The following is a 15,610-nucleotide window of genomic DNA, read 5'->3' as shown; positions in this document are numbered from 1 at the left end:
CTAGTGGCTGGTGTCGTCATTCAGTCAGTAGAAATGTTTCAGACAACGAAAAAACAGTTGCCCAGCCGGATTGGCAACCTGAGGAGTAAGCACTAGAGTATGCGCGCGCAAAACGGGGATCAGTCGTTCGTACATCGCTGTCGCGTTTATTACGAAGACACCGATGCCGGCGGCATCGTGTATTACGTCAATTACCTCAAGTTCATGGAGCGGGCCCGCACCGAGCGGCTACGAGAGCTGGGCTTTGCCCAATCCGAGCTGGCGGGAGAGGACCTGTTGTTTGTCGTGCATTCCAGCGAGGCGCGCTATCACGCGCCGGCGCGGTTGGACGATGAGCTGCTGGTAAGCGCTGAAGTAATCGAATTGAACCGTGTCAGCCTGCGTTTCAAGCAGCAGGTCAGGCGGGCTACGGATGCAACGCTGCTCTGTGAGGGGCAGTTCCTGGTGGCCTGTGTGCGCACCAATAGTTTGAAACCCCGGGCCATTCCCGAAGCTCTGCGTGCGGCCTTTGCCGGCGTAAGCGGCGCGGGTAAACAATCAAAGCAGGAGATTTAGCGTGGAACCTACCGTCGTCGACCATTCCTCCATGTGGAGCCTGGTCAGCAATGCCAGTGTCGTGGTTCAACTGGTCATGCTGACCCTGGTAGCCGCATCGGTTACCTCTTGGGTCATGATTTTTCAGCGCAGCAATTTGCTGCGTGCCGGTCGACGTGCCCTGGAGAGCTTTGAAGAGCGCTTCTGGTCGGGTATCGACCTGTCCAAACTGTACCGCCAGGCCGGCAGCAACCCGGACCCGGACTCCGGCGTCGAGCAGATCTTCCGCGCCGGTTTCAAGGAGTTCTCCCGTCTGCGCCAGCAGCCAGGTGTTGACCCGGAAGCGGTGATGGAAGGCGTGGCCCGTGCCATGCGCGTCGCTATCTCCCGCGAAGAAGAGAAGCTGGAGCAAAGCCTGCCGTTCCTCGCCACCGTAGGTTCCGTCAGCCCGTACATCGGCCTGTTCGGTACCGTATGGGGGATCATGAACTCCTTCCGTGGCCTGGCCCAGGCGCAGCAAGCGACCCTGGCGACCGTGGCCCCGGGTATCGCCGAAGCCTTGGTCGCCACCGCGATCGGCCTGTTCGCTGCCATCCCCGCAGTAATCGCCTACAACCGTTTTGCCGCTCGCGGCGAAAACCTGATTGGCCGTTACTACACCTTCGCCGACGAGTTCCAGGCGATCCTGCACCGTAAAGTGCACACCAGCGAAGAATAAGCAGGTACTTCCCGATGGCTTTAATCACTCGAGCTCGAACCAAGCGCAAGCCGGTCGCCGAGATGAACGTGGTGCCTTACATCGACGTGATGCTGGTGCTGCTGGTGATCTTCATGGTGACCGCGCCGATGCTCAACCAGGGTGTGAAGGTTGACCTGCCCAAGGTTTCCAGCGAAGCCTTGCCCCAGGACAACAACACCCAGGTGCTGACCATTTCGATCAAGTCCGACAAGACCTATTACTGGAACCTTGGCAGCGAAGTCGACACGCAGAAGCAGCAGGACAAGGCGATGACCTTGCCGGCGATGACCGATGCGGTGACCAAGATCATTCGCGCGGGCAACGAAGGCGGCAAGCACACCCAGGTCTTCATCCGCGGTGACAAGGCGGTCGACTACGGCTCCGTCATGGGTGCCATGGGCGGGCTGCAGAAGGCCGGCGTCGGTAACGTTGGCTTGATTACCGAGGCGCCCTGATGCAGCAACAGCGAGAGCCGTCCGCCTCGGAAAGCTACTTCTGGCCTAGCGTCTGGGCAATCGCCCTGCACGTCCTGGTGTTTGGCATGCTGTTCGTCAGCTTTGCCATGACCCCGGACCTGCCGCCAGCCAAGCCGATCGTGCAGGCGACCCTGTATCAGCTGAAATCGAAAAGTCAGGCCACCACCCAGACCAATCAGAAGATTGCGGGTGAAGCCCAGAAGTCGGCTGCGCGCCAGACTGAAGTCGAGCAGATGGAACAGAAGAAGGTCGAGCAGGAAGCGGTGAAGGCTGCTGCGGAACAAAAGAAAGAAGAGGCGGCTCAAAAGGCCGAGGAATCGAAAAAGGCTGACGAAGCCAAGAAAGCGGACGAGGCGAAAAAGGCTGATGAAGCCAAGAAAGCCGAGAAAGCTGCCGAAGCGAAAAAGGCCGAAGAGAAGCAATTGGCTGATATAGCCAAGAAGAAATCTGAAGAAGAAGCCAAAAAGGCTGCCGAAGAAGAGGCCAAGAAAAAGGCCGCTGAAGAGGCCAAGAAAAAGATAGTCGAAGACGCGAAGAAGAAAGCCGCCGAAGACGCCAAGAAAAAAGCTGAAGCAGACGAGGCGAAGAAGAAAGTCGCCGACGAAGCGAAGAAGAAAGCTGCCGCCGACGCCCAGAAGAAAAAGGCCCAGGAAGCAGCACGTAAATCCGCCGAAGAGAAAAAGGCCCAGGCCTTGGCCGATTTGCTTTCCGACACGCCTCAGCGTCAGCAAGCCCTGGCCGATGAACGTGGTGATGACGTCGCGGGCAGTTTCGACGACCTGATTCGGGCACGGGCAGCAGAAGGCTGGACACGTCCACCTTCGGCACGCAAAGGCATGACAGTAGTGCTGCAGATCGGCATGTTGCCGGACGGTACGGTGACTTCGGTCAGCGTGGCCAAGTCCAGTGGTGACGGCTCGTTCGACAGTTCAGCGGTTGCCGCAGTCAAGAATATTGGCCGGTTGACCGAGATGCAGGGAATGAAACCAAGCGACTTCGCTCCCTATCGTTCATTCAAGATGACATTCACACCTGAGGATCTAGCCTTGTGAGAAACCTTCTTCGAGGAATGCTTGTCGTTATTTGCTGTATGGCAGGGATAGCGGCGGCGGATGAAAAGAACATCCTGGTCACCAGCGGTAGCGATCGGGCCACTCCGATCGCGGTGGTACCGTTTGGCTGGCAGGGCGGCAGCGTATTGCCGGACGACATGGCCCAGATCGTCAGCGACGACCTGCGCAATTCCGGTTACTACGCACCGATTCCGAAAGGCAACATGATCAGCCAGCCGACCCAGGCCAGCGAAGTCATCTTCCGCGACTGGAAGGCCGTGGGCGCCCAGTACCTGATGGTCGGCAGCATCACGCCGGCCGGCGGTCGCCTGCAGATCCAGTACGCATTGTTCAACGTGGCCACCGAGCAGCAGGTCCTGACCGGCAGCGTTTCGGGCACCGCCGAACAACTGCGTGACATGGCTCACTACATCTCGGACCAGTCGTTTGAAAAGCTCACCGGTATCAAAGGTGCTTTCTCGACACGCCTGCTGTACGTAACCGCAGAGCGTTTCTCGGTAGACAACACCCGTTATACCTTGCAGCGTTCGGACTACGACGGTGCTCGCGCCGTGACCTTGCTGCAATCGCGTGAGCCAATCCTGTCGCCGCGTTTTGCGCCGGACGGCAAGCGTATTGCCTATGTGTCGTTTGAACAGAAACGTCCGCGTATCTTCGTCCAGCACATCGATACTGGCCGTCGTGAGCAGATCACCAACTTTGAAGGCCTCAACGGTGCCCCGGCCTGGTCGCCGGATGGTTCGCGCCTGGCATTCGTACTGTCCAAGGACGGTAACCCGGACATCTACGTGATGAACATGGCTTCGCGCCAGATCAATCGCGTGACCGCAGGCCCTGGCATCAACACCGAACCGTTCTGGGGCAAGGATGGTTCGACCATCTACTTCACCTCCGACCGTGGCGGCAAGCCACAGGTCTATAAGGCGAACGTGAATGGCGGGGGCGCAGAGCGCGTTACTTTTATCGGTAACTACAACGCCAACCCTAAGCTTTCGGCCGATGAAAAGACGTTGGTGATGATTCACCGTCAGGATGGTTTCACTAATTTCCGGGTTGCGGCCCAGGATTTGCAGCGCGGAACCGTAAAAATCCTTACAGATACCAACCTTGATGAGTCAGCCACTGTTGCGCCCAACGGCACCATGGTAATCTACGCCACCCGCCAGCAGGGCCGGGGAGTCTTGATGCTCGTGTCCATTAATGGACGTGTAAGGCTCCCGCTTCCTACCGCACAAGGCGAAGTCAGAGAACCATCCTGGTCCCCTTACCTGAACTGACGCGGCGCTACAAAAAGATTTGCTTAACACACTGGGGTTCATTAGGAGTTTCACGATGGAAATGCTGAAGTTTGGTAAGTTTGCTGCTCTGGCTCTGGCTCTGTCCGTAGCCGTTGGTTGCTCGTCTAAAGGCGGCGACAATGCCGGTGAAGGCGCAGCTGTTGATCCAAACGCTGGTTACGGCGCTAACACTGGTGCAGTTGACGGCTCCCTGAGCGAAGAAGCTGCTCTGCGCGCTATCACCACTTTCTACTTCGAATACGACAGTTCTGACCTGAAGCCAGAAGCCATGCGCGCTCTGGACGTTCACGCCAAGGACCTGAAAGCTAACGGCGCTCGCGTTGTTCTGGAAGGTAACACTGACGAACGTGGTACTCGTGAGTACAACATGGCACTGGGCGAGCGTCGTGCGAAAGCCGTTCAGCGCTACCTGGTACTGCAAGGTGTTGCTCCAGGCCAACTGGAACTGGTTTCCTACGGTAAAGAGCGTCCAGTTGCTACTGGCCACGACGAGCAGTCCTGGGCTCAAAACCGTCGCGTCGAACTGCGTAAGTAATTCGTCATGCGAACGTGCCGTCGTGCTCTGACTGTATTGGCTCTCAGCCTCGCGCCGCTTGCGGTGTGGGCTGCGGTTCCTGTGGAAGATAGCAACTCTGGCTATAACAATAGCGGGAGCAGTTATCCGCCAGCAGGTTATGGCACGAACGGCGCCTATGCTGGGGGAGCGGCTACGCCCGCCCCCTCGGCACAGGGCGAACTGTTCAACCAGCTGCAACGCATGCAGGATCAAATTGCGCAGCAACAAGGCGCCATTGAAGTACTGCAAAACCAAGTGAACCAGCTGAAGCAAGAAGGCCTGGAGCGTTACCAGGATCTTGATCGACGCATTGGAGCCGGCGCTACACCAGCCGCTACTCCTGATAATTCTTCTACCGGTGGCGCGCCAAGCGCTGCCGCCGGTGGTGCAGCAGCAGGGGCCGCGGCTGCCAGCCAAGCCCCTGCCGCCAGCAGTGAACCGGGTGATCCGGCGAAGGAAAAGCTGTATTACGATGCAGCCTTCGACCTGATCAAGGCCAAGGATTTCGATAAGGCCAGCCAGGCTTTTACCGCATTCCTGCGCAAATATCCGAACAGCCAATACGCGGGCAATGCCCAATACTGGCTGGGCGAGGTCAACCTGGCCAAGGGTGATTTACAAGCAGCGGGCCAGGCGTTTGCCAAGGTCAGCCAACTGTACCCCAAGCATGCCAAGGTGCCGGATTCGCTATACAAGCTGGCAGACGTAGAACGCCGCCTGGGTCATGCCGACAAGGTCAAGGGCATTCTGCAGCAGGTGGTTGCCCAATATCCGGGCACTTCCGCCGCACAGTTGGCTCAACGGGATCTGCAGCGCCTTTAAGCGATGCAGCCGTTTAGAAGAAACCCGCGCCTGACGCGGGTTTTTTCGTTAGAATCCATGCCCTTTTATTGAGACACGCTTCCTGGGGTTGACGCGTTGTCGCGATCCCTTGAAGTGCCTGACGGAGGCGGACAGCCTGTTTAGCTGTTACGCCCGTGGCGACTATGCAAGACACATTACGTATTACCGAAGTTTTTTACTCTTTGCAGGGTGAAACGCGAACGGCTGGCCTGCCCACCGTATTTGTACGGTTGACCGGCTGCCCTTTGCGTTGCCAATACTGCGACAGCGCCTACGCCTTCAGTGGCGGCACGGTGCGCACCCTGGACGACATCCTGGAGCAGGTTGCGGGTTTCAAGCCGCGCTACGTCTGTGTGACGGGTGGCGAGCCCCTGGCTCAACCCAATGCTATCCCTTTGCTCAAGCAGCTATGTGATGCCGGTTACGAGGTCTCGCTGGAGACCAGTGGCGCCCTGGATATCTCGGCCGTTGACCCGCGTGTAAGCCGCGTGGTCGATCTCAAGACCCCAGGCTCCAAGGAAGCGCACCGCAACCTGTACGCGAACATGGACCTGCTGACGCCTAACGATCAGGTCAAGTTCGTGATCTGCTCCCGCGAGGACTACGACTGGGCGACCTCCAAGCTGATTCAATACGGCCTGGAGCGTCGGGCGGGCGAGGTGCTGTTTTCGCCAAGCCACCATGACTTGAACGCCCGTGATCTGGCTGACTGGGTCGTGGCCGATAACCTGCCGGTGCGCCTGCAGTTGCAGTTGCATAAATACCTGTGGAACGACGAACCAGGTCGCTGACAGGGTTGGTCGCTCTGCTTATCAAAAAGGGCGCGGTCATCCTGCTACCGGCCTGATGATGCCGGCCGTGCTTGTGGGAATAGAACGCCTGCCGACGGCGTGCGGAAGGCGTCAAAACGGCCGGAATTACGCACCCTACGCATTATTTCTGATTTATTTTAAATAAAGTGTTGAATAGTCCTTAAAAATCAGTATTATACGCGCCACCACACAGCGGGTCGTTAGCTCAGTTGGTAGAGCAGTTGGCTTTTAACCAATTGGTCGTAGGTTCGAATCCCACACGACCCACCATATTTGGCGGTTTAGAAAATCCGGAAGGCCCACGAAAGTGAGGATTTCCGGGTTTTTTTTTGCCTTGTGAATAAGCGCCGCCTGCAATGGGCGGCGCGCAGGGTTTCAGCCAAACCGCCCGGTAATATAGTCCTCCGTCTGCTTCATCTTAGGCTTGGTGAAGATTTCATCGGTATTGCCATACTCAATCAATTCCCCCATGAACATGAACGCGGTGTTGTCCGATACCCGCGCCGCTTGCTGCATGTTGTGGGTCACGATGATCACTGTGTATTGGGTCTTCAGTTCGGTGATCAGTTGCTCGATGCGCCCGGTGGAGATCGGGTCGAGTGCCGAAGTGGGCTCGTCCAGCAGCAATACCTGCGGGCGCAGCGCGATGGTGCGGGCGATGCACAACCGCTGTTGCTGGCCGCCGGAGAGGCTTTGTGCGCTTTGGTTGAGTTTGTCCTTCACTTCATCCCACAGGGCGCCGCCGCGCAGGGCCTGCTCGACGCGTTCATCCATTTCCCGCCGTGAGAGCTTTTCGTGGTGGCGTACGGCGTAGGCAATGTTGTCGTAGATCGACATCGGAAAGGGCACGGGTTTCTGGAAAACCATGCCGACGTGACTGCGCAGGCGGTTCATCGAGTAGCCGGGGGCGAGGATGTTCTCGTTATTGAGCAACACTTCGCCACGGGCCTCCTGCTTGGGGTACATCGAGTAGATGCGGTTGAACACGCGCAACAGCGTGGATTTGCCGCAGCCCGAAGGACCGATGATGGCGGTGATGCGTTTTTCCGGGATATCCATGTCGATGGATTTCAGGGAGCGTTGCTGGTTGTAGAAAAACTCCAGCCCACGGACTTGGATTTTGGTTTTTTCGGGTTCGATACGGGTGGTGTCCATCAGTGGGACCTATTGCGTAAAAGAATCAGGCGAGAGATCAGGCTGAGTACCAGCACGAACAGCGTCAGGACCAGGGCGCCGGCCCAGGCGAGTGAGTGCCAGTCGTCGAATGGGCTCATGGCGTACTGGAAGATAACCACCGGGACGCTGGCGATCGGCTTGAGCAGGTTGCTGCTCCAGAACTGGTTGCCGAAGGCGGTGAATAGCAGGGGCGCGGTTTCCCCGGTGATCCTGGCCAGCGCGAGCAGGATGCCGGTGACGACACCGGCCTTGGCCGCTCGCAACACGATCTGCAGTGTCAACTTCCACTGCGGCACACCGAGCGCCAGGGCCGCTTCGCGCATGGTCGAGGGTTGCAACTGAAGCATTTCATCGGTGGTGCGCACCACCACTGGAATCACCAGCAGCGCCAGGGCCAAGGCACCGGCGATCGCGGAAAACCCCAGCTGGTGATGGCTCAGTTGGTTCAGCGGCAGAATAACGGCGGTATAGACAAACAACCCCAGCACGATCGACGGGGCTGACAGCAGGATGTCGTTGATAAAGCGCACCGTGGTACCCAGGCGCGAATGCCGTGCGAATTCCGCCAGCCAGATGCCGGCCATCAACCCGATGGGCGTGCCGATCAGCAAGGCAATCCCGGACATCAGCGCACTGCCGTAAAACGCGTTGGCCAAGCCGCCTTCGGTACCGGGTGGTGGCGTCATCTGGGTAAACAGGCGCAGGTTGAGGGCCTGGAAGCCATTGATGACGGTGGTCAGCAGAATCCACGCCAGCCACAGCAAACCGAAGGCTGTCGCGCCGCAGCTGAGGAACATGGCCACGCCGTTTTTCAGCGCACGTCTGCGATACAGGCGTTCGTTGGTGTTCATAGGCCCTCCTTGCGTGACAGGCGCATCAGCAGCAAGCGCGCCGCCGCCAGCACGACGAAGGTCACGATAAACAGCAGGAAGCCCAGGGCGATCAGCGCGGAACGGTGCAGGTCGGTGTAGGCCTCGCTGAATTCATTGGCGATCACCGACGCAATCGAGCTGCTGGGCATCAACAATGAGGCGGAAAACTGTTGCGCGTTGCCCAGTACGAAGGTGACGGCCATGGTCTCGCCAAGGGCGCGGCCCAGGCCGAGGAAGATGCCGCCGACCACTGCCGAGCGCGTATAGGGCAGGACGATGTCCCACACCACTTCCCAAGTGGTGCTGCCCAAGGCGTAGGCCGATTCTTTCAATTGCGTGGGCACGCTGCGAAACACTTCATGCATCACCGACGTGATAAACGGCATGATCATCACCGCCAGCACGATGCCGGCGGTCAGCATGCCGATCCCCAGTGGCGGGCCCTGGAACAGCGAACCGACAAAGGGCAGGGCACCCAGGTAGTCGTTGATCAGCGGCGAGAGATGTTCGGCCATAAAGGGCCCGAACACGAACAGGCCCCACATGCCATAGATGATCGAAGGAATACCCGCCAGTAATTCGATGGCCGATGCCACCGGCATCTTCAGCCAGGGCGGCGCGACCTCTGTGAGAAAAATCGCAATGCCGAAACTCACCGGAACGGCAATCAGCAAAGCCAGGAACGAGGTGACCAGCGTGCCGTAAATCGGCACCACGGCACCAAAGTGGTTATTGACGGCATCCCACTCGGTGCTGGTAAGGAAATCGAAACCGAAGGTCTTGAACGCCAAGCCTCCGCCCCAGAGCGTGGAGGCTGCAATGGCGCCAAGCAACACCAACACCAGCATGGCTGCGCCAAACATCGAGCGCTTGAACCACAGGTCGTGGCGTTGATCGCGGGCGGCGCGGCTGTCGCCCCGTGTGTCGCTCGCGTGAGTAGGCATAACCAGGGGTTGGACCGTGTCGTTCATATCAGATGTACTCACCGCCTTCCTCGATCACCGCAAGTGAAGGAGGAAGGGGTTGCAGGGCGAATCAGTGAGTGAAGTCAGACTTCCAGTAATCTTCGATTCGCGTCACCAGGGAGGACGGCAGTGCTACGTAATCCAGCGCTGCGGCCTGTTGCTGGCCTTTTTCCAGGGACCACTTGAAGAAGTTGAAGGCTGCCTGGCTTTGTTCGGCATTCTTGGGCTGCTTGTACATGATGATCCAGGTGGTGGCCGTGATCGGCCACGCGCCTTCGCCCGGCGCGTTGGTCATGATCAGGTTGAAGTCCTTGGCCCCGGCCCAGTCGGCGGTATCGGCTGCGGCCTGGAACGCCTTGGCGTCAGGTTCGACGAACTTGCCTGAAGCATTCTTCAGCGAGGCGTAGGCCATCTTGTTCTGCAGGGCGTAGGCGTATTCCACAAAGCCGATCGAATTCTTGATCTGCTTCACGTAGGCCGAAACGCCTTCGTTGCCCTTGCCGCCAACGCCGACCGGCCAGGGTACGGTGGTGCCGAAACCCACTTTGGTTTTCCAGCTGTCGCTGACTTTGGCCAGGTAGTTGGTGAAGTTGTACGACGTGCCGGAGCCGTCGGAACGGTGCACGACGGTGATGTTTGCGCTTGGCAGTTTCACGCCGGGGTTAAGCGCTGCGATGGCCGGGTCGTTCCAGGCCTTGATATCACCGAGGAAAATTTTCGCCAGGGTATCGCCGTCGAGCTTCAGCTGCCCTGCCGTCAGGCCTTCGACGTTCATGACCGGGACAATACCGCCGATCACGCTGGGGAACTGGCCCAGGCCGGCGGTTTTGAGATCTTCGGCCGACAGCGGGGCGTCGGAAGCACCGAAGTCGACGGTCGCTGCCTTGATCTGGGCAATGCCGCCACCGGAGCCAATCGATTGATAGTTGATACGGTTGCTGGAGGTTTTGCTGTAGTCCTGGGACCACTTGGACAGCACCGGGTAGACGAAGCTTGAGCCGGCACCGGTCACGTCAGTGGCGTGGGCCACGCCGCTCAGGCACAGGGCGGTCAACAAAACAGACAGACTTTTTTTAGTCGGCAACATCACGACAACACCTCGTGGGAAGGGGTAAGTGGAAGGGTCCACCTGTCTAAGACGTGACGATTTAATTCCTGATATATGTCTGTTTAATGACCCATTGGCTTTATGAAGAAACATTTAGAAATGTTTGCTTCGGTGGAGCCAGGCTTGCCCATTTCCACCGAAGCAATGCTACTTAGTTGATGCCCTGATCGATCCCGGCCTGCAACGCCTGGCTATCACTGTGCCCGCCGACCCGCAGCGGTCCCAGGTTGAATGCCTGATCCTTGCGCGTGGCGTCGTCCTGTTTCTGCGTCAGTTCGTCCTTGGCACCCAACAGCAGGTTGACCGGTGACTTCGACAGATTCAGCCCGAGATCGGCGCGATAGTCGCTACCTGCCAAGGTTGTCGCCGTGACCGTGGACCACCCCAGATCGACCATGCCGTTCTGCGCGCTGATCCGGCTGCCTGTGAGGCGAGTATCGCCATTCACCTGCAGGCTGACGCCGTGGGTACCGAGAATGCCCGATGCCTGAGCGACGCTGTCCTTGACCACATGGCTGACGTCCAGGTTCAGCGTAGGGGTGTAGTTGGTGTTGCCGCTCTTGTCACCGAACAGCACGTTTTGCGTGGTATCAGCCACCGAGCTGCCGGTGGTGTTCTTGCCGCTGACGGTGTAGCTGTCACTGGTTTTTGGCCAAACCTTGTCTTTGAAGCTGGACAGGCGAGTCCCCAACGCATCCTTCTTGTCGGCGAGGTAGGCCTTGGCTTGGTCCACGCGAGTGCCGAAGGCTCCGCGGGGCTCAGGGTTGACGTCGTAACTGCCGCTGCGGGTGAGTTTTTCAGCCAAACGTTCCTTGGCGTTGACCACACTGTCCTTGGCCGACGCCAGGTGGTCGACGCCTTTGTCGACTGCGTTTTCGAGCTTCTCCCGGTGCTTGTCGAACGCACCTTCCGCCTTGGCCTGCACCTTGTCCTTGAGTGGGCCGGTGGCCTTGGCCAGCTTGTTGACCACGCCGGGCTGGTTCTTCTCGACATCGAGCTTGGCGTCGACATTGACCTGGGTGCTGTTGACCTGGTCCTTGCGGCTCTCGACGATGAGGTCGCCGCCCACGTTGCCACTCACCTGATCGGCTTCGATACGTGCCCCTGCCAGGCGGGTATCACCGGCACTGTCGATGACCACGTTAGCCGCCTTGACCAGGCTGTTGTGTTGCGTGGTGCCTTGCAGGTGGTCTATGTCGACCTTGGCCCGCGCATTGATGCCGTGCTGGGTCTTGGGGGTATCGTGCTCACCGGCATCGGCCAAGGTGGTTGTTCCGCCACTGCCGCCCGCGCCCAGGGTCACGCCCCAACTGTTGTGGGCCTGCGTGGATTGCGCCGACTCTTGCAGGATGCCGCCGTTTTGCGCAGTGAGATTGACGCTGGCCGCCGTCACCTGAGTGCCTTGCAAGTGGATGGCATCGGTTGCGCCGGCGCCACTGTGCAGGGCGACATTGCCGTTGCTGTGCAACTGCCCGACGCTCACGCCGCTATCATTTTCCGCCACCTTGCCCAGGTTGAAATTGGCGCTCAGGCTGCCGGTCGTGCTGCTGCTTTCGGCGCTGCTGGTCTTGCCGGCGCCGACGGTCAGGCCGCCGCCCAGGTTGTTGCCATGGCTCAGATGGGTGTGGGTGGCGGCTTGCAGGTCCAGCTTGCCGCCGGCACTGAGGCTGATGTCGCCGGTTTTATCGGTGCTGCTACCGATCCGGGTGCCTTGCAGGGTCATGTCGCCGCCGCTGCTGAGTTGGATCGGACCGCTGCCCTGAATCGTTGCAACCCGGGCCTGGCTGTCTTGCGTGTCCAGCTGTTTGTGGTCCAATTGCACGCCGGCACCGAGGTTGACGTTGGTAACGCTGGTGCCTGGCGCCGTGCCGACCGTCAGCGAACCACTGCCGCGCAGGCTGTTGCTGGCGGTACTTTGGCTGTCGTTGGCCTGATTCAGCGCCAACTCACCGCCCGTCTTGAGGTTGACGCCCGCCTGGCCGCCATCGAATTGACTGCCTGCATACCGCGCGTCGCCCTTGGCCTCGATGTTAACGCCTTGAGTGGCGACGTAGCTGCCAACCACCGCTGTGCTGCGCGATTCGCGCACATCGCTGCTGCCGCCACTGCCGCTGCCACGCACGTTCAGGTCTTCACCGGTGGTGGTATAGACCCGTACGCCAACCTTGGCGTCTACACCCTGCTCGCTATTGCTGTGGGTATCGGTCGCCGCCGTGGCGACATGCTCGTCAGCCTGGATCTTCAGCGCGCCCTGGGTGGCCTGGTATTGAGTGCCTTCATCCTGCAATTTACCCGCGACGTTGACCTGCACCGCACCGCCACTGAACTGGCTGACCACCGCTGTGCTGTCCTGCTGTGTGCCGGTCTTGTGGGTATGGCCGACTTCCACATCCAGCCCGACGTTGGGTTGTTCGAGCGCATCCAGCAGGCCAGGCTGATGGAATTTGGCCTGGGCTACCCCTTCGACGGCTTTTTCGATTGGCCGGGTGAGGCCTCGGTATTCGAGATTGGCGCCGATGTCGGCCGTCCAGCCATTCTCCTTGTGGGTACTGGTCTGGCTGTTGTGCGCCGCCTGGTTATCGACCTGGCCGGCGTTGACCTGCAACTCGGAACCGGCCTTGACCTGTGCGCCCTGGCTGGTGAGGGTGTTGCCGGCGTTGACGGTCAGTTTGCCCGTCGCCGCCAGGCTGCTGGTTTGCGCCGTGGTCGTGCTGCGGGTGTCATGGCTGCTTTGATGGCTGAACTGTGCGCCGTTACCGGCTCTGTCCAGGCCGCCGGTGTAGTAGACGCCACCGCCGAGGGTGGTCTTGTCCGTGTCGCTGTGGACGGTGTCGTCGGTCGCCAACAGTTTGACATTTTTACCGCTCAAGGTCGCATCGCCGTCGGTGGCCTTGAGGTCGGAACCCTTGATGCTCACATCGCCCCCGGCCGTCACGACCAGGCTGTCGCCGCTGAGGCTGGACGCCTGCTGCCGGGTGGTGTCGGTCTTGCGGGTTTGCTGCTGGTCTGCATAGTTCACGCCCGCCCGGTACTGGCGGGTGCCAGGCGCCGTCTCCTTGGCGTAAGCAGCAAAACCGCGCGTGTGCGTGTCGGTAGTGTCGTGGGCGGTATTTTCAGCCGACGCGATCTTGATATCACCCTTGGCATCGGCCTGCAGTTCAGCGGCGGCCGAGACTTTTGAGCCGCTGACTTGGATGTCCTTGGCGCTTTGCAGCTTCAGGTTGCTGTCCGAGCGCAGGTGGCTGGCGACGACCGTGCTGTCCTTGAGGTTCTTGCGGCTTTCATCTTTGGAGATACCGAAGAACTTGCTGTCGTTGCTGTAGCGATTGTCGTGGGAGGTGTTCTGTACGCCGTCGATCACCAGCGAGCCCTTGTCACTGATGACACTGGCCTGTTTGCCGCCCCGCGCCTGGCTGCCACTGATGCGGACGTCGTCCGCCTTGACGATCAACTTGCCGTCGGCATTCACCTGGCTCGCGGTGTTCAAGGTCTTGCCTTGGTTGCCATCGCCGTTCTGGCCGAAGAAGCTGCCGCCGACCAGGTCGCCGGAGTACGCATTGTCGCTGCTGCTCTGAGTGCGGGCGGCGCTGGTGATAGCCACGTGGCGGGCGGCCAATTGAATGTCGCCAGGGGTTTTCAGCTCGGCGCCTTGCAATTGCAGGGTCTGTTGGCTGTTCAGTTCCAGCGCATTGCCGGCCTTGAGGTTGCTGGTGACGCTGCGTTGTTCGCGGGTGGACTTGTCCCAGTTGGCTGTCCACAGGTGCTTGCGATGCTTGCCTTGATCGGTGGTTTCATGGGTTTCGGTGGCGGCATTCACCTGCAGGTCGGCGCCGCTGTTGACGCGCAAGTCCGCCCCCGCGTTCACATGGCTGGCGTTGATCTGGGTGGTGGCGCCGGACGACAGTGCAGCATCCTGCTGGGCGACGACGTTGTTACCGTGCTGGCGCGAGTCGTTGTCGGTGGTGGTGCGGTCGTAGGTTTCGTAGGTGAACAGGAAGTTGCTGTTGTTCCACTGCTCACGCTTTTGCTGGAGCTTGCGGCTTTCCAGGCTGCTGAGGGTCAGGTTGCGTCCGGCATCGAGTTTGACATTACGCCCGCCGACATCGGCGGCGGCCAGGCTCAAGTCCCGGGTTGCATGCACGTCCACATCGCCCTGATGACTCTGCACGCCGGCACGGGTAGCGTCGAGGCTGTTGGCGTGGACCTGCCCGCTGATATCGAGGTCGCCGGCCGAGCTGATCTTCACACCGTCGCGGCCTTGCACTTGCACCGCACCCACACGCACGCCCGCGCCTTCGGCGGTGCTGATGATGTTGATGCGCCCGGCCTGCATCGCACCGAACAGGCTGGCGTCGATACGCTGGTCCTGGGCCTTGCCGGCCGGGTCCACCTGGCGGACTTGCCCACTGGCGAAGTCGACCTGGTTGCGGCCGACCGTCAGGTTCAATTGGTCACGGGCGCTGAGGCGACCGTCGCTGTCAATGCGCGGCGCGATCAGGTTGATCGAGCCTTCGCGGTTTTGCAGGCCCTGGCCGTGCACCGTCAGTTGACCGTGGGCGTCGCGGGTGCTCAAGGCTTGCAGTTTGCCGTCGTTGAGTTCTGGGTGGCCCACCACCAGGTTGGCATTCGGGGTGTTGATGAAACTGCCGCCATTCACGGAAATACCGTTCGGGTTGGCCAGCACGTAATCGGCGGCGTGGCCGAAAATCTCCTGGGCGCCGTTGAGGTTCGAGGCGTTGCGGCTGATCACTTCATTGAGGATCACGCTGGCCGCCTGGCCCTGGAACTGCGGGTTGGCCGCCAACTGCCCGGCGAGCTGGGATTGGCCGGCCTGCAAGGCATTGTTCAACACCAGGCCCTGGCGGTCGACGTTGTAGTCCAGGAACTGGTTATGCGACAGGCCGCCGGCATTCGGCGCGACGATGTTGACGATCGGCACACCGCCCTGGTTTTGCAGCTGCGGCGTACCGCCGGGCCCTTCGGCGACGATCACGCCACCGGCCAGTACCAGTTGGGGCAGCAGGAACAGGCTGGCGATGGCCCAGCGCAGTTTGCCCTGGGGAGAGAGGTGAAACGTGGGGGTGTCATTGGGCATATAAAATTTCGCTCTGTGTTGGCTGATCCGCAACGTGCGTTGTTCGTTGCAACGTCACTGTGG

Annotated in this window: 13 protein-coding genes and 1 tRNA gene; 9 read left to right on the top strand and 5 right to left on the bottom strand. The window is 59.9% G+C overall.

Annotated features, from left to right (window positions below; all coding sequences use genetic code 11):
* Positions 1 to 99 precede the first annotated feature (99 nt).
* From ybgC to DK870_RS18745, 9 genes are all read left to right on the top strand, one after another.
* Positions 100 to 555 carry a tol-pal system-associated acyl-CoA thioesterase gene (gene ybgC, locus DK870_RS18785; protein WP_060754189.1) on the top strand — a complete coding sequence of 152 codons (456 nt, stop codon included), beginning with the start codon at positions 100 to 102 and terminating at the stop codon, positions 553 to 555.
* Position 556: 1 nt separating this feature from the next.
* On the top strand, positions 557 to 1,252 hold the full coding sequence (gene tolQ, locus DK870_RS18780) for a protein TolQ (protein WP_060754188.1): 696 nt from the start codon (positions 557 to 559) through the stop codon (positions 1,250 to 1,252).
* Between the two features lie 23 nt (positions 1,253 to 1,275).
* Entirely contained in the window at positions 1,276 to 1,728 is a 453-nt protein-coding gene (gene tolR, locus DK870_RS18775; RefSeq protein WP_161549410.1) for a protein TolR, read from the top strand.
* Complete coding sequence (gene tolA, locus DK870_RS18770; protein ID WP_090368866.1) at positions 1,728 to 2,801, top strand: cell envelope integrity protein TolA; 1,074 nt, start codon at positions 1,728 to 1,730, stop codon at positions 2,799 to 2,801. Before tolR ends, tolA begins: the two co-directional genes overlap by 1 nt.
* A gap of 17 nt (positions 2,802 to 2,818) precedes the next feature.
* On the top strand, positions 2,819 to 4,099 hold the full coding sequence (gene tolB, locus DK870_RS18765) for a Tol-Pal system beta propeller repeat protein TolB (protein WP_060754185.1): 1,281 nt from the start codon (positions 2,819 to 2,821) through the stop codon (positions 4,097 to 4,099).
* 55 nt (positions 4,100 to 4,154) lie between these two features.
* Positions 4,155 to 4,655 carry a peptidoglycan-associated lipoprotein Pal gene (pal, locus tag DK870_RS18760; RefSeq protein WP_003209827.1) on the top strand — a complete coding sequence of 167 codons (501 nt, stop codon included), beginning with the start codon at positions 4,155 to 4,157 and terminating at the stop codon, positions 4,653 to 4,655.
* 6 nt (positions 4,656 to 4,661) lie between these two features.
* A complete protein-coding gene (gene ybgF / locus DK870_RS18755; protein WP_161549379.1) occupies positions 4,662 to 5,498 on the top strand; it encodes a tol-pal system protein YbgF in 837 nt (278 codons plus the stop codon).
* Between the two features lie 164 nt (positions 5,499 to 5,662).
* Complete coding sequence (queE, locus tag DK870_RS18750) at positions 5,663 to 6,310, top strand: 7-carboxy-7-deazaguanine synthase QueE (protein WP_104994690.1); 648 nt, start codon at positions 5,663 to 5,665, stop codon at positions 6,308 to 6,310.
* A 215-nt stretch (positions 6,311 to 6,525) separates the two neighbouring features.
* Positions 6,526 to 6,601: transfer RNA gene (locus DK870_RS18745), tRNA-Lys, on the top strand.
* Between the two features lie 105 nt (positions 6,602 to 6,706).
* Here DK870_RS18745 and pstB read toward each other — a convergent pair.
* From pstB to DK870_RS18720, 5 genes are all read right to left on the bottom strand, one after another.
* Positions 6,707 to 7,486 carry a phosphate ABC transporter ATP-binding protein PstB gene (gene pstB, locus DK870_RS18740; RefSeq protein ID WP_161549378.1) on the bottom strand — a complete coding sequence of 260 codons (780 nt, stop codon included), beginning with the start codon at positions 7,484 to 7,486 and terminating at the stop codon, positions 6,707 to 6,709.
* Positions 7,486 to 8,358, bottom strand: coding sequence for a phosphate ABC transporter permease PstA (gene pstA, locus DK870_RS18735; protein WP_161549377.1), 873 nt, complete (start codon positions 8,356 to 8,358; stop codon positions 7,486 to 7,488). The genes pstB and pstA overlap by 1 nt, the downstream gene beginning before the upstream one ends.
* On the bottom strand, positions 8,355 to 9,350 hold the full coding sequence (pstC, locus tag DK870_RS18730) for a phosphate ABC transporter permease subunit PstC (RefSeq protein ID WP_104994687.1): 996 nt from the start codon (positions 9,348 to 9,350) through the stop codon (positions 8,355 to 8,357). Before pstC ends, pstA begins: the two co-directional genes overlap by 4 nt.
* Positions 9,351 to 9,414: 64 nt before the next feature.
* Positions 9,415 to 10,431 carry a phosphate ABC transporter substrate-binding protein PstS gene (gene pstS, locus DK870_RS18725; protein WP_081086997.1) on the bottom strand — a complete coding sequence of 339 codons (1,017 nt, stop codon included), beginning with the start codon at positions 10,429 to 10,431 and terminating at the stop codon, positions 9,415 to 9,417.
* Between the two features lie 172 nt (positions 10,432 to 10,603).
* A complete protein-coding gene (locus DK870_RS18720; protein WP_161549376.1) occupies positions 10,604 to 15,547 on the bottom strand; it encodes a hemagglutinin repeat-containing protein in 4,944 nt (1,647 codons plus the stop codon).
* Between the last annotated feature and the right edge of the window lie 63 nt (positions 15,548 to 15,610).

This window comes from Pseudomonas sp. Q1 (genome assembly GCF_009935975.1).
Taxonomy (GTDB): domain Bacteria; phylum Pseudomonadota; class Gammaproteobacteria; order Pseudomonadales; family Pseudomonadaceae; genus Aquipseudomonas; species Aquipseudomonas palleroniana.
The sequence above is the reverse complement of the archived record's forward strand: the minus strand, read 5'-3'. Positions and strand labels throughout refer to the sequence as shown.